The organism is Pseudomonas sp. Pme6b (assembly GCF_058129925.1).
In genome coordinates this window covers 2408302-2430884 of record NZ_CM176704.1, presented here as the reverse complement: position 1 = coordinate 2430884, position 22583 = coordinate 2408302, and the positions used below count along the sequence as shown (strand labels likewise).

9 protein-coding genes are annotated in these 22583 nt (G+C 61.4%); 7 read left to right on the top strand and 2 right to left on the bottom strand.

Annotated features, from left to right (window positions below):
* Window positions 1-7: 7 nt before the first annotated feature.
* The gene (locus AC4ANE_RS10955; protein WP_002552940.1) at window positions 8-1396 is read left to right on the top strand and encodes an efflux transporter outer membrane subunit; all 1389 of its coding nucleotides are present in this window, start codon (window positions 8-10) and stop codon (window positions 1394-1396) included.
* Window positions 1397-1532: 136 nt separating this feature from the next.
* Here AC4ANE_RS10955 and pvdP read toward each other — a convergent pair whose 3' ends face one another.
* Window positions 1533-3167, bottom strand: coding sequence for a pyoverdine maturation tyrosinase PvdP (pvdP, locus tag AC4ANE_RS10950; RefSeq protein WP_002552939.1), 1635 nt, complete (start codon window positions 3165-3167; stop codon window positions 1533-1535).
* A 183-nt stretch (window positions 3168-3350) separates the two neighbouring features.
* Between pvdP and pvdM the strand changes: the two genes are divergently transcribed.
* The 6 genes from pvdM to AC4ANE_RS10920 all read left to right on the top strand — a co-directional run bounded on the left by pvdM (window position 3351) and on the right by AC4ANE_RS10920 (window position 13819).
* Window positions 3351-4751 carry a pyoverdine-tailoring dipeptidase-like protein PvdM gene (gene pvdM / locus AC4ANE_RS10945; protein ID WP_002552938.1) on the top strand — a complete coding sequence of 467 codons (1401 nt, stop codon included), beginning with the start codon at window positions 3351-3353 and terminating at the stop codon, window positions 4749-4751.
* The gene (gene pvdN, locus AC4ANE_RS10940) at window positions 4744-6024 is read left to right on the top strand and encodes a pyoverdine-tailoring periplasmic protein PvdN (RefSeq protein ID WP_031594917.1); all 1281 of its coding nucleotides are present in this window, start codon (window positions 4744-4746) and stop codon (window positions 6022-6024) included. Before pvdM ends, pvdN begins: the two co-directional genes overlap by 8 nt.
* Window positions 6025-6072: 48 nt before the next feature.
* On the top strand, window positions 6073-6939 hold the full coding sequence (gene pvdO, locus AC4ANE_RS10935; protein ID WP_002552936.1) for a dihydropyoverdine dehydrogenase: 867 nt from the start codon (window positions 6073-6075) through the stop codon (window positions 6937-6939).
* Window positions 6940-7008: 69 nt separating this feature from the next.
* Window positions 7009-8685 (top strand): cyclic peptide export ABC transporter, encoded by a 1677-nt coding sequence (locus AC4ANE_RS10930; RefSeq protein WP_002552935.1) that lies wholly within the window; start codon window positions 7009-7011, stop codon window positions 8683-8685.
* A gap of 307 nt (window positions 8686-8992) precedes the next feature.
* Complete coding sequence (locus AC4ANE_RS10925) at window positions 8993-11224, top strand: TonB-dependent siderophore receptor (protein ID WP_002552934.1); 2232 nt, start codon at window positions 8993-8995, stop codon at window positions 11222-11224.
* A 189-nt stretch (window positions 11225-11413) separates the two neighbouring features.
* Window positions 11414-13819: a TonB-dependent siderophore receptor gene (locus AC4ANE_RS10920; protein WP_002552933.1), complete on the top strand. Its 2406-nt coding sequence runs from the start codon at window positions 11414-11416 to the stop codon at window positions 13817-13819.
* A gap of 135 nt (window positions 13820-13954) precedes the next feature.
* Here AC4ANE_RS10920 and AC4ANE_RS10915 read toward each other — a convergent pair whose 3' ends face one another.
* Window positions 13955-22582 (bottom strand): amino acid adenylation domain-containing protein, encoded by an 8628-nt coding sequence (locus tag AC4ANE_RS10915; protein ID WP_460408919.1) that lies wholly within the window; start codon window positions 22580-22582, stop codon window positions 13955-13957.
* Between the last annotated feature and the right edge of the window lies 1 nt (window position 22583).

Genomic DNA, 22583 nt, shown 5'->3' with positions numbered 1-22583 from the left:
ACAATCAATGAAGCCGAGCCTTTCCCTTTTGACCGTCTGCCTGTTACTGACCGCCTGCAATACCCCGGCTCCGCGCCTGGACAGCGGCATTCAGCCACCTGCACGCTGGGCGTTTGCCCAGATCGCTGCCGCCCAGCGCAGCGACGCCCGCTGGTGGCAGCAGTTCGGCAGCCCGCAATTGAATCGCCTGATCGAACAGGCCAGTCGCGACAGCCACGAAGTCGCTGCAGCAATGGCGCGTGTGCGTCAGGCGCAGGCCAGCGCCATCATTGGCGGTGCACCTTTGCTCCCGGAGCTGGCCTTTGACCTGCGCGGCGAACGCAACAAGTTCGTGCGCAACAGCGACCGCAAGGCCAACCCTTCCGACGACAACAACACCAACAACTTCACCAGCGACCTGACCGCCAGCTATGAAGTGGATTTCTGGGGCGGTATCGCCGCCGGACGCGACAGTGCGCTACAAAGCCTGCGGGCCAGCGAATTCGATCAGGCGACAGTGGAACTGACCCTGCTCGGCAACGTCGCTGACCGCTATGCGCAAACCCTCGCGGCGCGCGAGCAAGGCCGGATTGCCGAGCTGAACCTGGCCAACGCGCAAAGCGTTTTGAGGCTGGTGCAGACCCGTTACGACTCGGGTTCGGCCACTGCACTGGAACTGGCGCAGCAGAAAAACCTGGTCGCGACCCAGCAGCGCGAACTGCCACGCGTTCAGCAACTGGCCAACGAGCAGTTGATCAGCCTGGCAGCGTTGCTCGGCCAGCCGGTACAGAATCTGAACCTCGGTGATCAGGCATTCGCCACCCTGAACTGGCCGGACATCGGCCCCGGTCTGCCCAGCGAACTGCTGACCCGCCGCCCGGATCTGGCCAAAGCCGAAGCTGAACTGGCCGCGGCGCAAGCCAATGTCACGGTGGCGCGCGCTGCCATGCTGCCAAAGCTGACCCTGAGCGCCAGGCTCGGCACCGAAGCCACCCGCGCCGAAGACTGGCTGCGCGCACCGTTCAGCAGCCTGGCTGCCGGTCTGGTCGGGCCGATCTTCAATAATGGCCGTCTGGCTGCCGAGCGCGACAGGGCCACAGCTCGTCAGGAAGAGCTGCTGGAAACCTATCGCGGAGCGATCATCAACAGCTTCGCCGACGTCGAAAAAGCCCTGAACAGCATTCAAGGCCTGGACCAGCAACGCTACTGGCACGAAGAAGAACTCAAACAGGCGCAAACCGCCTTCAACATCGCCCAGAGCCGCTATGAAGAAGGCGCCGAGGACTTACTGACGGTACTGGAAACCCAACGCACGCTGTACCAGGCACAGGACGTGAGCGTGCAGTTACGGCTGGCACGCCTTCAGGCGAGCATCGCGCTGTACAAGGCACTGGGCGGCGGCTGGCAGGTGCGCTGAGCGCACGATCCACTATCGTGCGACGCTCTGCGTCGCATGCCGTTCGGGACGCTCCGCGTCCTCTTTGCGCAGCAGGGCGTCGCGAACTGCACTCCCAAGCAGGGGCGCTGGGAACGATAACCTCCACTGCCGTCCGTTAGAACCACCTCTCCGGCAACAGATTCCTTGCATACCAAGGCCTGCGCGGCACGCGGCGTAGCAGGTTGCTCAATTTGTCATCCGCCGCAAAGGTAATACGCAGCGCAAGCTTCATGACTTCCGGGTCCATTTCCATGGTCGTGCCTGCCGCCTGCCCGGGCACGGTGCTGCAGCCGTGGGTTTCCGGCCCCAGCCACGGGTCGCTGACTTCAACCCAGCGGCCCGCCGCGAACCACGGCACGCCATTGACTTCCAGGCGCTTCACTTCACCCGGATGAAAGCGCTCGTGGGCGCGGAACCAGTCGTCGATGCGGTCGTCGATCCAGCCGTGAAACATCCAGAACACCGGGTTCACATGCGATGAAAACGGATCGGCGAGAAAGTCGTTTTCCGGCTCGAACCAGCGCTCGGCGAAGTCGTCCGAACGACGCGCCATGGGCACCGGCTGGCCGTTGGCGGGGTCGCGAGCGACGGAGGCCCAACGCATGTGCAACCAGTCGTGCAGTTCCAGCTCAACCTGCGAACCAAACTGCCCCAACGTCAGCTTCGACAGAAAGCGCGGGTCGCGGTACTGCGACTCCCAGACCTGAAAGTGCGTGTGAAACGTCTCGTGGCTTTTGATATCGCTGACCAGTTGCGTGTATTCCTCATCGCCCTGGGCCAGCCAGTTGGGCGGCAGCGAACAACCGTCGTGATTATCGAAATAACGTGCGAAACCCAACCGGTCACGCTCCAGCGCAGGCTGAGGCAACGGAAACCGCGGCCACGACGGCAGGTCCTGAATCTTGCGCGCCTGAATCAGCATGTGCCGGTGCATGTAAAAGAAGTCTTCGCCCGAACCGTTGCGGTCCTTGTGCGGGCCACGCGCATCACGCTCTTTCTCGCGCGGCCCCGGCTGCCAGCCGATACCACGCAGGGCGTTGCGCTTGTCTTCGGGCAGCTTGTGCCATTTGTCCCGAGAGGCATGCCACAGCTGGTGAAACAAGCGATGCTCCTTGGAAACCAGCCAGGCCAGAAACGGCGGACTCAGGCCGACCCGCTCGCGCGCCTCAGGGAACACCTGCTTGATGGCAATCAGGCGGTTTTCCAGCTCCGGCAGGGCCAACGGCCGGTCCAGACGCTCGATACGTCCGCTCAACGTGCCGCTGCCCGCATTGCCGAACGCGCCCCAGACTTCATCAAGGGTCAGGCTGAATTCGTAATCCGGAGTGTCGCTGTGCGGATCATTGCCAGCATGGCCATCCATGACCCGCAGATACAGCTTTGCCGCGTTGGCCGGTTGCAGGTCGCCAATCACCCGGAAGCGTGGCTGTGCGTCGCTGCGCAATTGCTCCGGCGTATCGATATAACCGCGCAGGCCGCGACCGCGCGGGGCAATGTCGAGAAACATTTCCAGACCTTCAAGCGGCGCATCGGCCAGCCCGGCATCACGCCCTTCGAAACGCAGCGTCCATACCCCGCGCAGCTTGTCGGCCAGGCGCTGGGTAGACGTATCTGCGGGCCCGGCCGTGGCCTCGCCCGGTGTCACGGGTTCCTCGACACGGGTGAATTCCCGATGCGCATAATAGGCAGCCGGAACTGCCGCGCCGGTCAGCGCCAGCCCTGCTATGAACCCTCGTCGAGAAATCGTCATTACCCTACCTGTTCCAGCACCGAGACAGCCGTTATCCAAGCTAGAACGTAAACCCGGCAGACAAATTTAGCTCAGCGTCTGAATCCAGGATACGGCGCTAAATTTTTCGCCCATCCGCTCGTTCTCCACCAGATAGCAACAGCCCTTGCAGGCTGCGCAACGGTTAATCTGAACGAGACGGAAATGACAAGACCGCGTTGGAAAAAGGCTCTCTTCATCGGCCTGCCGCTGGCCCTGGCCCTGGCCATCAGTGCAGGCGCGGGTTTTCTGGCCTGGAATTACTGGTCGCCTGCCGGTTACCCGGTCAAGGTCATGAAGCAGGCCGACGACCTGCAAGAGCGGATCATTTCCTTCGACAGCCACATCACCGTGCCGATGAAATTCGGCAGCGAGGGCAATGAAGCCGACAAGGACGGTTCGGGCCAGTTCGATCTGGTGAAAACCGCACGCGGGCGCTTGTCCGGCGCAGCACTGACGGTATTCGGCTGGCCGGAAATCTGGAACGGCGACAATGCCCCGCATCGCCCGACACCCGGCTTTGTCGACGAAGCGCGCCACCAGCAGGAAGTGCGCTACAAGATCATCACCGGCATGGTTCGGGATTTCCCCAATCAGGTCGGCATCGCCTATACCCCCGACGACATGCGCCGCCTGCACGGCGAGGGCAAGTTTGCGATTTTTATCAGCATGCTCAACGCCTACCCGCTGGGCAATGACCTGAGCCTGCTGGACCACTGGACAGCGCGCGGCATGCGCATGTTCGGCTTCAGTTACGTCGGTAATAACAGCTGGGCCGACTCTTCACGCCCCCTGCCCTTTCTAAACGACACGCCCGACGCGCTGGGCGGCCTGTCGGAAATCGGCAAGCAGGCAGTGCAGCGCCTCAACGACCTGGGCGTGATCATTGATGTCTCGCAAATGTCGAGCAAGGCACTGGAGCAGGTCAGCCAGTTGAGCCGTACGCCAATGGTCGCCTCGCACTCGGCCCCGCGTGCGCTGGTGGACATCCCGCGCAACCTCAGCGACGAGGAAATGCAGCTTATCAAGCGCAGTGGCGGCGTGGTGCAGATCGTGGCGTTCCCGGCTTACTTGAAGCCGCTGACCCAGAAGACTCAGGACAAGCTCAACGCCCTGCGCAAGGACTTCGACCTGCCGCCACTGCCCAACCTGGCCATGGCACTGATGCCCGGCGACGCGATTATCACGGTCTGGCCGGAACAGCGCTTCGGTGCCTACGCCAGCAAGCTGTACGCGATCCTTGAAGAAGAGCCCAAGGCCACGGTCAAGGATTTCGTCGACGCCATCGATTACACGGTCAGAAAGATCGGTATCGACCATGTCGGCATCAGCTCTGATTTCAATGATGGCGGCGGCGTAAAAGGCTTCAACGATGTCAGCGAGATTCGCAACGTGACCGCCGAGCTGATCGAGCGCGGTTACGCCGAAGCGGATATCACCAAGCTCTGGGGCGGCAATTTCCTGCGCGTCTGGGAGCAGGTGCAGGCTTCGGCGCGTCCGGATGCGAAACAAACCAACCTCTCGAATGCCGCTAGCCGAACATCAGGCGCAACCGCTCATGACTGACCGCAGAACCTTCCTCAAACAGGCCGGAGTGCTGGCCGCAGCATTACCACTGGGCTCTGGCCTTGCGTCAACGGCAATGGCGTCCGCACCTGTACCGACATCCACAGACAAATGGGTGCGCTTGAAACAGCTGTTCAATCAGGACCCGGATTACGTCCACCTTTCCAACTTTCTGGTCACCTCGCACCCCACTCCGGTTCGCGAGGCCATCGAACAGCATCGCGCGCGCATCGACCGCAACCCCGGACTGGCGATGGACTGGGACCTGGGGGAAACCGAGCGCCGCGAACATGAAGTTCGCGTCTGGGCGGGCAAGTACCTGAATGCCCAGCCTGGCCAGATCGCCCTCACCGGCAGCACCACCGAAGGGCTGGCGATCATCTACGGCGGTCTGCATGTGCGCCCGGATCAGGAGATCCTGACCACCGAGCACGAGCATTCCTGCACCCGCGACATCCTCAAATTCCGCCAGCAGCGCGAAGGCACACAGGTGCGCAAGATTCGCCTGTTCAAAGACCCGGCGACCGTGTCGGCGGACGAAATCATCGGCTCCATTGCGCGCAGTATTCAACCGAAGACGCGAGTGCTGGGCATGACCTGGGTGCAGTCCGGCAGTGGTGTGAAATTGCCTATCGGGGCCATCGGCGATCTGGTCGAGGAACACAACCGCAACCGTGACGACAAAGACCGCATTCTGTATGTGGTCGACGGCGTACACGGGTTTGGCGTCGAGAACCTGGATTTCCCGGACATGAAGTGCGACTTCTATGTCGCCGGCACTCACAAGTGGATGTTCGGCCCGCGCGGTACAGGCATTGTCTGCGCCCGCTCGGAGCAGGTCAAAGACCTCACCCCACTGATCCCGACGTTCTCGGAAGCCACCGGTTTCAGCACGATCATGACGCCCGGCGGCTATCACTCGTTCGAACACCGCTGGGCACTGAACGAGGCGTTCAAGCTGCACCTGCAACTGGGCAAAGCCGACGTGCAGGCGCGCATTCACGAGCTTAACAGCTACCTCAAGCAGCGCCTCAAGGCGCAGCCCAACGTCGAACTGGTGACACCGATGGACCCAGCACTGTCGGCGGGTTTCAGTTTCTTCCGGCTCAAGGGCCAGGAAAGTGACGAGGTGGCCGCCTGGCTGATGAAACAACGCATGGTCGTGGACGCCGTGAGCCGCGATGTCGGCCCGGTGGTGCGCACCGCGCCGGGATTGCTGAACAGCGAGGCCGAAATCGATCGATTCATGGCACTGCTCAGCCAGCGCAACTGACGTGCACGCACTGAATCCACTGTTTTCCGTTTTCTATCGAGACCCGTCATGAAAAAAACACTGCTGCCCCTTTCCGCTTTGCTCGGCCTGTTGCTCTGCGGCACCACCCTCGCCGCCACGCCTGCGGCGGTGCCCGCGCCCGGAAAAGTGTTCAAGGACTGCAAGGATTGCCCGGAAATGGTCGTGCTGCCTGCGGGCACTTTCACCATGGGTGCGCCCGAAGAGGAATTGGGTCGCCAGCCGGACGAAGGCCCGCTGCACGACGTGACCTTCGCCAAACCGTTCGCCATCAGCCGTTTTCAGGTGCTGAGCGGCGAGTGGAATGCCTATATCAAGAGCTCCGGCTACAAGATGCCGGATGGCGATACCCGTCCAGGCCGCGAGTGCAAGGCCGGCAAGCCACGCTACCCGCTGACGGCGCGCCAGCCCGCCGTGTGCATGGACTGGAACGAAGCCAAGGCCTATGTCGAATGGCTGTCGAAGAAGACCGGCAAGTCCTATCACATGGTCAGCGAAGCGCAGCGCGAATACGCGGCACGTGGCGACAGCAAGGGCTCTTTCCCGTTCCCGATGTACGAAGGCAAGCCTTACAGCATCGCCAAACACGCCAACACCTACGGCCCGGAAGACGGCTTCAGCTACACCGCACCCGCTGGCAGCTACAGCCCCAACGATTTCGGCATTTACGACGCCCACGGCAATATCTACGAATGGACCGCCGATTGCGAGACCAGCAACTACAACGGCGCACCCACTGACGGCAGCGCGTGGCTGGCCGGCGATTGCACCTGGAAAATGATTCGCGGCAATGACTGGACTGAAGCGCCGATCTTCTCCCGCTCCGGCAACCGCAACAGCCGTCAGCCGGATGTACGCGGCGACTGGCTGGGTTTCCGGGTCGCCCGCGACCTGTAACGGACTTCATGCGCGCCTGCGGCCTGCGACAGACGCGGGCCGCACTCACGGACACTGACGAGACACACCATGACCCGCAAAACTGAAAGCCTCGCCCGGGAAACCCTGAGAATCCTCAAGCCCTTCTGGTGGCTGGTGGCGCTGTCGACCGTGCTGGGTATTGTCAGCGGTCTGAGCGTCACCGGCCTGCTGGCCACCATCAACAATGCGATGAACATGCCCGGCGGCCCGGACACGCAGACCGCGCTGCTGTTCGCCGGGTTGTGTGTGCTGACCCTGGCCTGCTCGACACTGTCCAACCTGTCGACCAACTACGTTGGCCAGCGCGTGGTCGCCAACCTGCGCCGTGAGCTGGCTGCCAAGGTGCTGGTGGCACCCATCGAGCAACTGGAGCGTTATCGCTCGCACCGTCTGATTCCGGTGCTGCTCAACGACGTCAACACCATCAGCACCTTCGCCCTGTCGGTCGCACCGATGGTCATCTCGTTCACCGTCACCCTGGGCTGCCTGACCTATCTGGCACTGCTGTCCTGGCAGATTCTGGCGCTGACCGTGCTCACCGTGGTGCTCGGCACCGGCGCGCAGTACCTGGCCCATGCGTACGGCATGCGTAGCATTCTGGCGGCGCGCAACAGCGAAGACGAATTGCAGAAGCACTATCAGGCGCTGTCTGCGGGTGCCAAGGAGCTGCGCATTCAGCGCAAGCGTCGCCAGCACATGCTCGACGAGAAGATTCACGGTGCCACCGAGCACATCTGCCGCTCGAACATTCGCGCCGCCAATATTTTCGTCAGCGCGGAAACCTTCGGTTCGATGCTGTTCTTTGCCGTGATCGGCATCGCCATCGCCTTCCAGGCCATGTGGCCGACCACTGAAAAAACCGTGCTGGGCGGCTTCGTGCTGGTGATGCTGTACATGAAAGGCCCGCTGGAACGCCTGATCACAGCCCTGCCCGGCATCAGCCGCGCGCAGATCGCCATGCGCCGTATCGCCGAACTGTCGTGGAAGTTTTCCAACCCCGAACCCCACTTGCTGGTCAGCGACCGCCCCAATTCGCTGGCCAATATGCAAACCCTGGAACTGCACAACCTGCGCTATGACTACCCTCCGGTCGAGGGCAGCGACGCCTTTCATCTCGGCCCGGTCGATTTGAGCATCAAACAGGGCGATATCGTGTTCATCGTCGGCGAAAACGGCTGTGGCAAGACCACGTTGATCAAGCTGCTGCTGGGTCTGTACACGCCGCAACAGGGCGAAATCCGCCTCAATGGGCAGACCGTCACCCCGGAAAACCTGGATGACTACCGCCAGTTATTCACTACGATCTTTGCCGATTACTACCTGTTTGATGAGCCGTTGCAGGGGCAGGCCGCGCTGCCGCAAGACGCCGGCAAATACCTGGAGCGGCTGGACATCGCGCACAAGGTCAGCATAAAGGACGGTGCCTTCACCACCACCGACCTGTCGACCGGTCAGCGCAAGCGTCTGGCACTGATCAACGCGTGGCTGGACGAGCGTCAGGTGCTGGTCTTCGACGAGTGGGCTGCCGATCAGGACCCGGCGTTCCGGCGCGTGTTCTACACCGAACTGCTGCCGGAGCTGAAGCAGCAAGGCAAGACCATCATCGTCATCTCCCATGACGACCGCTATTTCTACATCGCCGACCAACTGGTGCGCATGCAGACCGGGCAGATTCAGGTCGAGCAGGTGCAGAACGACACTTACGAAAAAACCATTCCGGCCTGATTCATCCACGCCTCGAAAGCCCCGCCCGGCCAGTCCGCGAGCGGGGCTTTTTGTTACCCGGCGAAGCCATACCGGCCCCAGCCAGATAGCCAAGCGCCATCTTTTTTCCGGAATTGTGAAAAATTCATTAAATAAACGTTATTCGCTTTCGTTCTCATTAACAGCGAATTGCGTGCACAGCCATCTCCCACGCAGCGCCTTATAAAAAAGTTGCTCACGCCTGCCCCGTCGACGGCTGAACCCGACTGCGCAGACCTGAACAACGCTCTCAATCTCCTTGCCGATACCCACTGGAAAGAGCCAATTCATGCACAACCCGTCACGACTTACCCCGCTCAGCAAAGCGTTGATGCTCAGTCAGATGTTCCGCTCCCGGCCATCCATGGCGGCCATGGGCCTTGCGCTCTGTATGCCGGTGGCCAGCCAGGCACAGGAAACCGCCGCAGACGGTTCGACCACCACGGGCACGGTCAACCTGGCCCCGACCGCGATCGACTCGCAGTACCTGGGCACCGCCACTGACGGCACTGGCTCTTACACCACCGGCGCGGTAAGTATCGGCAAGGGCGCGCCACAGTCGCTGCGTGAAACACCGCAGTCTGTAAGCGTGGTGACTCGGCAAGTCATGGATGACAACAACCTCAACAGCCTGAGCAAGGTTCTGGAAGACACTCCGGGGATCACCTTCCAGTACCGTAACTTCGGCGGTCACGTGTATACCTCGCGCGGCTTCTCGCTGCTGGCGGAGAGCTTTCTGGTCGACGGCATTGGCGGCCAGGGCTATCAGATCACCGGCTGGATGCAGCCGGACATGGCCATCTATGACCGTGTGGAAGTATTGCGCGGCGCGTCTGGCCTGCTGGTAGGTGCCGGTCAGCCCGGTGGCGCGGTCAATCTGGTGCGCAAACGCCCGACCGCCGACAACAAATTTTCGATCACCACTCGCGCAGGTTCGTGGGATCAGTACCGCGTCGATCTGGATGGCAGCGGCAAGCTCAACGATTCGGGTACGCTGCGCGGGCGCATGGTCGCGGCTTACGATGACAGCGGTTCGTACCTGGATGGGCGCGACAGCCGCACCCCGCTGCTGTACGGCATCGTCGAAGCCGACCTGAGCGATGACACCACGCTGACCATGAGCCTGCGTCGCCAGGAACAGGTCATCAATGGCTACTCGATCTACGGCCTGCCGCGCTACAGCAACGGCCAGTCGCTGAACCTGTCGCGCTCGACCAATCTGGCGCAGAAGTGGAACCGTCTTGAAAGCGACATGACCGAGGTCTTTACCGAAGTCGCGCATCGCTTCAATGAGGACTGGACCAGCCGCACGTCGCTTACTTACTCGCAGGGCGGTTTTGATCAGAACATTGCCTACGCACGAGGCGCAGTAAACCCAACGACGCTGGCGGGCTCCAATTTTCAGGGCACACTGTTTCGCAAGGACGAGGTCGACAGCGTCGGTCTGAACAGTCAACTTGAAGGTAACTTCAACGCGTTCGGCCTTGAGCATCAGGTAACCCTGGGGGCTGACTGGTCAAAGCAGGACGCCAACACGCATCAGGCGACCGTGACGAGACGCACCGCAGTCAACGTCTTTGATGTCGACCAGAGCGCTTTCGCCAAACCGGTCCGTCCGGCCTGGACCACCGACATCGACACCACCGAAGAACGCGCAGGCCTGTACGCCAACACGCGTATTCACCTGAGCGAGCCGTTGAGCGTGGTTCTGGGCAGCCGCCTGAGCTGGTATGACTACAAGTACGACGTCAAAACCGGCGCAGCCAACAGTTACGAATCCAAGCAGACTCAGGAATTCACCCCGTTCGCCGGCCTGATCTACGACATCAACGACAACTGGTCGTGGTACGCCAGCTATGCCGACATCTTCACGCCACAAGCCAACTACGTAACCGCAGGCGGCTCGCCGCTGGACCCGGCCATCGGTCCCAACTACGAAACTGGCTTCAAGGGTGAACTGTTCGACAAGCGCATGAACCTGTCGATGGCGCTGTTCTACATCAAACAGAAAGATGTCGCCGCGCTGGACGTGAACACTACTCAGACCTGCCCGACCAGCTCCGACGGCTCCTGCTACCTGCAGGACGGCATCAGCCGCAGCAAGGGTGTCGACGTCGAAGCCAGCGGTGAAGTGTTGCCAGGCCTGCAAGTGTTCGGCGGCTATACCTTCAACATGCTGCGTAACAATGGCGATGCAGATGTAGCCTACGAAACACCGAAACACATGCTGCGCCTCAACACCAGCTACAACCTGCCGGGCGCATGGAACCGCCTGACCCTGGGCACCGGCGTGTCGGCAGATTCGGGCTATGAAGTGCCGTCCAACAAACAGCTGGGCGTTTCTGGCAAGGCCATCTGGGATGCGCGAGCCTCTTGGAAACTGGACGAGAACTGGAAGGTGTCGCTCAACGCCGAAAACCTCTTCGACCGCAAGTACTACAGCACCTCGATCGCCACCGACCGCTCCAACGTCTACGGCGAACCGCGCAGCTATGTCCTGACCTTGCGGGGGGATTTCTGATCTGAGTCCAGGCTTTTGATTCTGGCCGAAGGCCGTGGGAGCGAGCCGGGCGACGCTTCGTTTGTTCGCGAAGAAGTCAGTATGTTCTCCGAAAATGCATTGTCTGAACGACCGTCTTCGCGAACAAGTTCGCTCCCACAGGGATTTGCATTTATCCTGCACCCTCGATTTCAATGAGCCATCCTTCCCATGCCAACACCCTTCAGCCGTCTGCGCACAGGCCGCGTGAAAACGCTTGGCTTGCGTCTGGGCGGGCTGGTGCTGGCATTGGCTTTTCAGGGCGAGGCACTGGCTGAAGAGTTCGACTTCGATATCCCCGCACAACCCTTGAACAGCGCCCTTAAAGAGCTGGGGCGCCAGGGCGACCTGCAAATTCTTTACAACCCCGATGATGTGAACGGCAAGTTCAGCAGCCCGGTGCACGGCAGGTTGACGCCTGAACAGGCGGTCGCGGATCTGCTGAAACAGGCTGGTGTAACGCACAACCTCGAGGCCGACACCCTGACCCTCGGCAGCGCGGCGTCAGCGCAACCCATGAACCTTGGGCCAGTGGCGATCAAGGGCGACCCGTTCGGTATCACCACCGAGGGCAGCGGCTCGTATGCGGCGACCGGCGTGAGCATCAACAAGGCATCACAATCGCTGCGCGAAACCCCGCAATCGGTCACGGTCATGACCCGTCAGTTGATGAACGACAAAAACCTCAACGGCCTCGACGAGGTGATGGCGCAGACGCCTGGCATCACCTTTTCGCAACGCAACTTTGGCTCTCATGTGTTCAGCTCGCGGGGCTTCGCGCTGGAAGACGAGAGCTACACCATCAATGGCGTTGCCGGTCAGGGTTACAGCGTGACCGGCTGGATGACCCCGGACACGGAGATCTACGACCGCGTTGAAGTGCTGCGCGGTGCTGCCGGGCTGTTGATCGGCGCGGGCAACCCCGGTGGCGCGGTCAATCTGGTGCGCAAGCGGCCGACCGCCTTACCGCAGTTCTCGATCACCACCCGCGCCGGCAGTTGGGACCAGTACCGGGTCGATCTGGATGGCAGCAGCAAGCTCAACGACTCGGGCAGCGTGCGCGGGCGTTTTGTCACGTCTTACGAAGACCGTGGATACTACATCGACGGCCTGAAAAAGACTGCGCCGCTGTTGTACGGCATTCTGGAAACCGACCTGAGCGAAGACACCACGCTCACGCTGGGCCTGCGCCATCAAAGCGCGGATACCCACGGCTATTCGATTTTCGGCCTGCCCCGCTACAGCAACGGCAAAGCGATTGATCTGCCGCGTTCCACCTCCTTGGCCCAGGACTGGAACCGTCATCAGACCCGCACCGACGAGGTGTTCAGCGAACTGGAAACCCGCTTTGACGAGAACTGGAGCGGCACACTGTCTGCCACTCACTCCGATGGGGCTTTCGATCAGAAAGTCGCGTACGCACAAGGCGCCATAGACCCTGCGACCCAGAGCGGTTCACGACTGGTCAGAACCCTGTTTCGCTCGGACACGCTGCAAAGCGACGGTTTCGACAGCCATCTGGACGGTCGTTTCGACGCCTTTGGCCTGACCCACCAGTTGACCATCGGCGGCAACTGGTCTGAGCAAAAACGTGATTCGCGCTATGCCACCGTCAACAGCAATCGGCCGCTGGACATCTTCAATCCCGATCACGACGCGATTGCTGAACCTGCTCGTCCAGCCTGGCGCAGCACCGACTACAGCGACAAGCGTTATGGCGTTTACAGCAACCTGCGCCTGAGCCTGACCGAGTCGTTGAGCCTGGTCATGGGCGGCCGGGTCAGCTGGTATGACTATCAGAGCCAGTCCGCAGGCGTGACTACTCGCGCTCAGGAGGAAAACCAGGTCACGCCGTTCGTTGGCGTGATCTACGATCTGAACCGAGACTGGTCGTGGTACGCCAGCTACACCGATATCTTCCTGCCGCAGAGCGGTTATCGAACGGCATCCGGCGCATTTCTTGACCCGGCCATCGGTGCCAGCCATGAAACCGGCATCAAGGGCGAGTTGTTCGACAAGCGCCTGAACGTGTCTTTCGCGCTGTTCTATGTGAAACAGAAAGACGTGGCGGTCGAGGACGATGCCAATGCGGGCCAGTGCCTGAGCAACGACGCTTACGGCACCTGCTATGTGAATGGCGACATCCGGCGCAGCAAGGGTATCGACATGGAGATCAGCGGTGAGCCGTTACCGGGCTTGCAGACCCTCGCCGGTTACACCTTCAACCTCACGCGCGGCAGCGACGGGAAATCGATTTCAGCAGAAACACCCCGGCACATGCTGCGCTTGTCCAGCAGCTACAACCTGCCCGGCACCTGGCGTCGACTGACCGTCGGCGGCGGTGTGTCGGCGCAAAGCGGCTACTCGGAGCACGAGTCGACCCAGCCCATCGACAACCCTGGCCGCGCCATCTGGGACGCACGCGCCTCATGGAAGATCGACGAACACTGGTCGGTGGCCCTCAACGGCAACAACCTGCTGGATCGCAAATACTACAAGGCAACCGGCGACATCGACCGCGGCAACTACTACGGCGACCCGCGCAACTACGTCCTGACGTTGCGCGGCGATTTTTAGAAGCCCGCGCTCGCGTCTTACAATCAAGATCGGACGCAGAGCGTCCAGAACTGCATGCGACGCGGAGCGCCGCACGATAGCTGGGATTATCGTTCCGCACGCTCCGCGTGGGAATGCCGTTCGTGACGCTCTGCGTCACACAAGCCGCTCGGCAAGCCCGTGCAGAAACGCCTCGGCAAGCACCACGTTGTCATGCCGCTGATCAACCGTTGTCGAGCTGCGCAGCCCGTTGACCGAGCACTGTTCAAGCAGCACCGCTTCAGCCCGGGCAATCTGTCCTGGCGCACGGCTCTGCCCGGCCCACCAGCAATCGGCCTGTACGTTAAGCGTTTTCAGGGTAAATGCCTGGCTCAGTTGTGCGTTGGCTTCCAGTAGTTTGTAACCGGTTTCGATCTCGTCCTGCACGGCGATGTCCTGGAATATGCTGCGCAGGTTGTCGGCGTTCATGCCGGCCTCCAGCGCGACATGGTCGACCACCCAGTCAATCACCTCACCCTCGCTGGACAGCGACTGCCGGGCGGTTTCGATAAGCCCCACAATCGACGCTTCCTGCAAGCCCGGCACAAACGCCTGCAAGCTTTTGATCAGGCTGCGGTAGTAGTTTTCGCCCTGTTTTTGCGTGGTGACTTCCGGCGCTTCTTCGACCCACTCCATCCCCACCGAGGCAGGCAACTGGGTGTCCACCAGCCCGAGAAAGCTCACCGTGTCGCCCTCACGCTCAAGTACATGCGCCACCTCGATGGCCAACGCACCGCCCATCGACCAGCCCAGCAGGTTGTAAGGCCCGTGCGATTGAGTCATACGGATTTGCTCGACGTAGTAATCGACCATTTCCTGCCACGACGTATCAAACCAGCCCGGCACCACGTAAGCCTTGTTGACCAGCCCGTAAACCGGTCGGCTGTCGCTCAATTGGCCAGCCAGCGGGTAATACGAGTAGGTGCCGCCACCGCCCGGTGGCAGGCAGAACAACGGCGCATTGTCCGATCGATTGGCGTTCATGACGATGACCGCCGATTTGACCTTAGCCTCATTGGTACGCATGAAATCGGCCAGCTCACCGAGGGTCTGCATCAACAGGAAATCATGCAGTTTGATGGAGACATCAAACGTCTCGCGAATCCTGCCTGCCAGCGAAACCGCCAGCAGCGAGTGGCCGCCCAGGGCGAAGAAGTTGTTGTTGAGCCCTACCCGTTCGACTTGCAGCACCTGCTCCCACAACGCGGCAAGACGTTGCTCGAATTCCGTACGTGGCGCGACGTGGCCTTGCTGTGAACGAGCCACGTCCGGTTTGGGCAGTGCCCGGCGATCCAGCTTACCGTTGGCGGTCAGCGGCATCACATCAATGAAGACAAAGTATGTCGGCACCATGTAATCCGGCACGTGAGCCTTAAGGTGCGTTTTCAGGGTTTCGCGCAGAGCGTCCGAGTCCTGAGCAGCATCAGTGCGCACCAGATACGCCACCAACTGCTTGCCGGAAGGCCCGTCAATATCGATTACATTGGCTTCTCGCACACCGGCATGCTCATGCAGACGCGCTTCGATCTCGCCCAGCTCGATACGCAGCCCGCGAATTTTCACTTGATGGTCGATACGCCCGGCGTATTCGATAACGCCTTCGTCACGATAACGCGCCAGATCCCCGGTGCGGTAAAGACGCCCGCCCTGCTCGTCGAACGGGTCCGGCACAAAGCGTTCAGCCGTCAGCGCTGCACGGTTGTGATAACCCCGCGCCAGACCAACGCCACCCAGATACAGCTCTGCCGCAACGCCTTGCGCGGCAGGCAGCAAGCCGTCATCCAGAATGTGGGTTTTCAGGTTATCGATGGGTCGACCAATCGGCACGCTGAGCACGTCGTCCGGGGTGCAGGTCCAATGAGTGACGTCGATAGCCGCTTCGGTCGGGCCGTACAGGTTGAACAAACCCGCCTGCGGCAGACGCTTGAGCACCTGACCGGCCAGTTCGGCAGGCAGTGCTTCGCCGCTGCACACCACACGACGCAGGCTGTTACAGTTTTCCACCTGAGGATGGGTGAGAAACGCCTGGAGCATCGACGGGACAAAGTGCAGTGTCGTGACCTCATGTTCGCGGATGGTCTGCACCAGCCGCTCAGGGTCGCGATGATCGCCCGGCAACGCCACGGCCAAACGTGCTCCGGTCAGCAGCGGCCAGAAGAATTCCCACACCGACACGTCGAAGCTGAACGGGGTTTTCTGCAACACCGTATCGCTGCCATCCAGCGCGTAAGCCGTCTGCATCCAGTGCAAGCGGTTGACCAGGGCGCGATGGCTGTTGCCCGCGCCTTTTGGCTTGCCGGTCGAACCCGAGGTGTAAATCACATACGCCAGATTCAGCGGATGGCTGAGGTTTTCCGGGTTGGCAGTGCTGTATCCGGCCAGCCAGTCGCCGTCCTGATCCAGGCACAGACTTTGTACCTGAGCAGGAACCGGCAGACTTTCCAGCAACAAAGTCTGGGTCAGCAGCAAACCGATGCCGCTGTCCTGCATCATGTACGCCAAACGATCTTCAGGGTAATCCGGGTCCAGCGGCACGTAAGCGCCACCTGCCTTGATAATCGCCAGCAAACCGACCACCAGTTCCAGACTACGCTCGACACAAATCCCCACCAGCACGTCCGGACCGACACCCGCTTCACGCAAGCGGTGGGCAAGCTGGTTGGCGCGGGCGTTAAGTTGCGCATAGCTCAGTTGTTCAGCCGCAAAAATCAGTGCCGGAGCGTCCGGCGTGGCCTGTACCTGGGCTTCGATCAGGCTGTGCAGGCAGTGCTCATCAGGGAAATCGACAGCCGTGGCGTTCCAGTCGCGAACAATCTGCTGCTGCTCATGATCATCCAACAGCGCCAGCTCACCAATCGCCGCCTGCGGATCACGCACCAATGCCTGCAAAACCTGGCTCAGATGCGCCGACAACTGCGCCATGTGCTGCTCGCTGAAATGCTGGCGGGCATAGCTGAAGCGCATCGACAGGGTTTCGCCCAGATTGACCACCAGAGTCAGCGGGTAATGAGTCTGCTCCTGGGTGTGCAGGCCGCCGAACACCAGCCCCTGCGGCGCGGACTGTTGCAGCGCTTCGGAAACCGGGTAGTTTTCGAACACCAGAATGTTGTCGAACAGCGCCTCGCCAGCGCTGCGTGCCCAGCGTTGAATCTCGTACAACGGTGTGTGTTCATGCTCACGCAGGGCGATGTTCTTCGCCTGCACTTGCTGAACCCAGTCCGCCACCCGCTGTTCCGGGCGCGGGCTGGCGATTACCGGCAAGGTGTTGATGAACAGCCCCAGTTGCTCCTCGACGCCCGGCAGGTCAGCCGGACGCCCGGCCACGGTTGCGCCGAAGGTCACGCTGGACTGCCCCGTGTAGCGTTGCAGCACCAGCAGCCAGGCCGATTGCACCAGCGTGTTGAGGGTGACGCGCTGCTCGCGGGCAAACTCGCTCAACTGGCGGGTGCCATCGGCATCGATCAGTTGCAGGTAATCGCCATGCCCCTGCTCGCTCCCGGACGCTTTGAAGGCCTGAACCAGCCGGGTCGGCTCGTCCAGTTCGGCAAGCTGGCCGGTCCAGGAACGTTCACTGAGCGCAGCATCCTGGCGTTGCAGCCATTCGATATAGTCGCGATAACGACTGACTTGCCTCGGCAGCGTCTGGCCGCTGTAGCGTTGCAGCACCTCGCCCAGCAGGCGCGAGCTGCTCCAGCCATCCATGAGAATGTGATGGCTGGTGTAGATCAGTTGATGCGTCTGTTCGCCAGTGCGCAATACGGCCAGGCGCAGAAGTGGCCCCCGAGCCAGGTCGAAGCCCTGCTGGCGATCGGCATTCGCCCAATCGTCGATCCATTCGCCTGATTGCGCACGAGCATCCAGTTCGACAAACGGCATGCTGACATTGCGCAACACCACTTGCAGCGACTGCTCAAGATGGCTGACAAAGCCGCTGCGCAGTACTTCATGGGCATCCAGCGTGGCCTGCCAGGCGGCACGGAAACGCGGCACGTCCAGGCCACTGACCTCGACGCGCATCTGGTTAATGTAATTGCCCGCGTCCTGCTCGAACAGGGTGTGGAACAGCATGCCCTGCTGCATCGGTGCCAGCGGGTAGATGTCTTCGATCTGCGCCGCAGGGATTGGCAAACTGCTCAACTGCGACTGGCTCAGGCGTGCCAGTGGGAAGTCCGACGGAGTTACCCCAGCCACGCCGTCAGTGGTGCAATGCGCAATCAATTGTTGCAGTTCAACCGCGTATTCGTCGGCCAGCCGCTGCACGGTGTCGCGTTCAAATACCGCACCGCTGAAGGTCCAGCTCAGGCGCAATTCGCCGCCATACACCTGGCCATTGATGCTGACCGGCGCACTCAGCGGCGCATCGGCGCTCTGCGACGCGCCGCTGCTCTCGGCCGAGGGCGTGAACAACGCGCCTTGTGCGTCGAAGCTGCCGTCGAACTGCCCGAGGTAATTGAACACGATACTGCCCAGCGGCAACGCTTGCAGGGTCTGCCGCGCCGATTCACTGCCCAGATAACGCAGGGCGCCGTAACCAATGCCCTTGTCGGGCACTGCGCGCAGCTGTTCCTTGATGGTCATGAGCGAATCGGCCAACGTGGCCTGCGGCGTGAGCCGGACCGGATACAGGTTGCTGAACCAGCCGACCGTACGGGTGATGTCCAGTGTGTCGAAGAGGTCTTCGCGGCCATGCCCTTCCAGACGAATCAGGGCATGCGGTTGCGCGGTCCAGCGACTGACCACCCGCGCCAGCGCGGTCAGTAGCAGGTCGTTGATCTGCGTGCGATAAGCCGCCGGAGCGTCTTGCAACAGCTGCCGGGTCTGCTCGCCATTCAGTTGCGTGACCACCGACAGCGCGTGCTTCTGTTGCTGACCGCCGTGCGGGTGATCGCTGGGCAAGGCGTCGCTGACGTCCTGCAACTGCATCTGCCAATAATCCAGTTCCTGCGCCAGCACAGGGCTTTGCGCGTAGGCCTGCAAGTGCTCGGCCCAGCTTTGCAGCGAGCTGGTTTTCGTCGCCAGCGCCAATGGCTGGCCTGTTGCGATGGCGACATACGCCTGTTGCAGATCTTCCAGCAGCACCCGCCACGACACGCCATCCACCACCAGGTGATGGATCACCAGCAACAAACGCTGCTCGCCCTGCGGCAAGTCGACCAGCACCGCACGCAGCAACGGGCCGTTTTTCAGGTCCAGACTGCGTTGTGCTTCGTCGGCCAGTTCAGACAAGCGCTCGGCACTGTCCAGTTCGTGGGTCCACAGCAGGTCGCGAGTGTTCAGCGCGCCGAACGTGGCTTGCCATTGGCCGTTCTGTTGGGTGAAACCCAGACGCAGCGCGTCGTGCTGTTCGATCAGCGCGGTCAGTGCAGCTTGAAGGTGGATTGCATCCAGCGTTTGCAGGGGCTTGAGCATCAGCGCCTGATTCCAGTGCTGACGCTCGGGAATATCCTGTTCAAAGAAACGTGCCTGAATCGGCAGCAACGGCAGCGAGCCACTGACCTGTTCAGCCACCGCAGCAGGCTTTTTCTGGATCAGTTTTGCCACCGAGGCCAACTGGCCGATGGTCTGCTTTTCGAACAACTGCTTGGGGCTGAGCTTGATGCCCTGGCGCTTGGCGCGAGCGATGATCTGCAGACTGAGAATCGAGTCGCCGCCCAGTTCGAAAAAGTTGTCGGTGCTGCCGACCTGTTCCAGCTTCAGTACGTCCGCCCACACGGCGGCGAGCTTTTCCTCGATCTCGCCGACTGGCGCGGTGTAGCGCTGTTTGACCACGCCGGGTTTAGGCAAGGCGCGCTTGTCGAGCTTGCCGTTGGCCGTCACGGGCAGCCTGTCCAGCAGCATGATCTGCGCGGGCACCAGGTATTCGGGCAAGCGCGCAGCCAGTTGCTCGCGCAGGCCTTCGACATTCAGGCTCGCACCGGCCGCCGCAACGCAGTACGCCACCAGTTGCAGGCGTGTTTCGTCGCTTTCCAGCGGCTGCGCCAGCACCACGACTTCGGCGACGTTTTCCAGGGTTTGCAGTAACTGGCCGACTTCCCCCGGCTCGACCCGGTAACCGCGGATTTTCACCTGATCATCCGCGCGCCCCAGGTACTCCAGCACGCCGTCCACCCAGCGCGCGCGGTCACCCGCACGGTACAGGCGCTGACCATCGGCATGCGGGTCCGGCACGAAGCGTTCGGCGGTCATCGCCGCACGGCCCAGATAGCCCTGCGCCAAGCCTTGACCGCCCAGATACAGCTCGCCTGCCACACGCTCGGCAACCGGCTTGAGATAGGCGTCCAGCACCCGCGCTTTGCCATTGGCCAGTGGTTGACCGACCGGCACACTGCGGCAAGCGTCAACGCGCTCGGCGACTTCATGGGTGAGGATGCCGACCGTGGTTTCCGTCGGGCCGTAGTGGTTGACGATCCGGCAGCCCGGTTTGAGCGCGCGGATTTGCTCGATCAACGCCCAGGAACTGGCCTCGCCACCCAGAATCAGCAATTGGCCCGGCAGCACGTCGGCCGGGTTGGAGGCTTGCAGCAGCCCCTGCAAATGGCTGGGTACGATTTTCAGCACTTCAACCTGATGCTCAGCCATGTAACGGGCGAAGCCATCAGGGTCGAACGCCTGCTCATGAGACAGCAAATGCAGCGGCCGACCGGACGCCAGCGCACCGAACAGCAGCGTATGGCCCAGGTCTGCGGCGACCGTCGACACCATCGCCATGCTCGCCCCGTCATCCAGCGACAGGCGCTCAAGCACGCCCTGCACGTAGTTGGCCAGCGCGCCGTGGCTGATCACCACGCCCTTCGGCTGCCCGGTGGAGCCGGAGGTGTAGATGATGTACGCCGGTTGCCCGGCGATGACACGCACATTCAGCGCACTGCCATCCACCGCGGACCATAGCGCAGCATCGAAGGCCAGTACCGGGCACACACCCAGTTGCGCGGCCTTGTCGTCGCCGGACGCGTGAATCAGCAACGCCGCGCCGCTGTCACGAACCAGTTGCTGCAAACGCTCGGCAGGTTGTGCGCTGTCCAGCGGCAGGTAAACGGCACCGAGTTTGAGCACTGCCAGCAGGCTGACCACCCATTCCACAGAGCGGTCCAGGCACAGCGCAACGATCATGCCCAGCTTGATGTCCTGCGTATGCAGGTAGCGGGCGAACTGGTTACTGCGTTGTTCAAGTTCATCAAAGCTCAACACCTGCTGGCCAACGCGCAACGCGGTCTTACCACGTCCGATGCGCAGGCCCTGTTGCCACAGGCTGAGGAAGTCGTCGCAGGCAAAATCGGCGGTCTGTTCAGCAATCGGCAGCGACACCGTTTGCGGCTGATCGGCAAGTCGCTGGTCGGTGTCTGCGACCAGCGCTTGCAGTACAGCGCGCAGCGCCTCGGCCATGCGCTCGATGGTCGATGGCTCGAACAGGTCGGTGGCGTAAGTGAAATAACCGCGTATGCCGCCCGGCGTGTCGGTGAAGTCGAAGGCCAGATCAAAGCGCGCATCGCTGCTGCCAATCGGAAATTCATCGACGGTCAGGCCCGACACACGTTGCCCGCTGTCGTCGGCCGCCAGCACATGCTGATTGATCTTGAACTGGAACAACGGGTTGTGGCCCAGATTACGCTCGGGCGCCAGCGCATCCACCAGATGTTCAAAGGGCAGTTCCTGATGCGACTGGGCACCGGTCACGACCTGTTTCACCTGATCCAGCAACTGCGCAAAGCTCTGCTGTTCGTCCACCTGCACACGCAACACTTGAGTATTGATGAAGAAACCAATCAGGCCTTCCAGCTCGCTGCGGGTGCGCCCGGCATTGGGCGCGCCGATGCGAATGTCGGTCTGACCACTGAAGCGCGACAGCACCAACGACAGCGCCGCCAGAGTCAGCATGAACAAGGTCTGGCCGCTATTGCGCGCAAGGCTTTTTAGTTGCGCGGACAATTGTTCCGGCACATCGACGCGCACAGTCGCGCCACGCTGGCTCGGTTGCAGCGGACGCGGATGATCCAGCGGCAGGCTCAATAGCGGATGCTCTGTGCCCAACTGCTGTTTCCAGTAGTTCAACTGCCGCTCACCCTCCCCGGCTTCCAGCCACGCGCGCTGCCAGATCGCGTAGTCGGCGTATTGAACCGCCAACGCAGGCAATTGCGCTGTCTGCCCGGAGAGCTGTGCCTGATACAACTGCACAAACTCACGAATCAGCACTTCGCCGGACCAGCCATCGGAAACGATGTGATGCATGCACACGGTCAGGACGTGCTCGGTTTCAGCCAATTGAAACAGCCTGACCCGCAGTAATGTACCGCTGAGCAAATCGAAGGGCTTTTGCAGCTCGGCGCGCACCTGGTTTTCGATGTCGGCTGGCGCAACCGAGGCAAACTCAAGGGCAACGGTCGCCTGCTGAAGAATCTCCTGATAGAACGCGCCGTCCTCGGAAACAAACCGGGTGCGCAGGGTTTCGTGGCGCTGCACCAGCCTGTCCAGCGCTGCGCTCAATGCCTGGCGGTCCAGCCGGCCATTCAGACGCACTGCCATAGGCACGTTGTACGCGGCGTTGCCCGGTTCCATCTGCCAGAGAAACAGCATGCGCTGCTGGGCGTAGGACAGCGGGATACGCGCTACATCATGCCGGGTTACAGCGATGGGCAGCAGTTTGAAGCTCTGCCCGGTCTCTTGCATCTTGTTCAGAATCTGGCGGCGCTGTTCGACGGGCAAACCAACGAAACGCTGGGCGATACGCTCTGCTGCAGACTTGTCCATG

Excerpts from the sequence above, each read along its gene's own strand:
- AC4ANE_RS10955 (WP_002552940.1), top strand. The coding sequence starts at position 8 with ATGAAGCCGAGCCTTTCCCTTTTGACCGTCTGCCTGTTACTGACCGCC.
- AC4ANE_RS10920 (WP_002552933.1), top strand. The coding sequence starts at position 11,414 with ATGCCAACACCCTTCAGCCGTCTGCGCACAGGCCGCGTGAAAACGCTT.
- AC4ANE_RS10915 (WP_460408919.1), bottom strand. The coding sequence starts at position 22,582 with ATGGACAAGTCTGCAGCAGAGCGTATCGCCCAGCGTTTCGTTGGTTTG.
- pvdN (WP_031594917.1), top strand. The coding sequence starts at position 4,744 with ATGACTGACCGCAGAACCTTCCTCAAACAGGCCGGAGTGCTGGCCGCA.
- pvdO (WP_002552936.1), top strand. The coding sequence starts at position 6,073 with ATGAAAAAAACACTGCTGCCCCTTTCCGCTTTGCTCGGCCTGTTGCTC.
- pvdP (WP_002552939.1), bottom strand. The coding sequence starts at position 3,167 with ATGACGATTTCTCGACGAGGGTTCATAGCAGGGCTGGCGCTGACCGGC.
- AC4ANE_RS10925 (WP_002552934.1), top strand. The coding sequence starts at position 8,993 with ATGCACAACCCGTCACGACTTACCCCGCTCAGCAAAGCGTTGATGCTC.
- AC4ANE_RS10930 (WP_002552935.1), top strand. The coding sequence starts at position 7,009 with ATGACCCGCAAAACTGAAAGCCTCGCCCGGGAAACCCTGAGAATCCTC.
- pvdM (WP_002552938.1), top strand. The coding sequence starts at position 3,351 with ATGACAAGACCGCGTTGGAAAAAGGCTCTCTTCATCGGCCTGCCGCTG.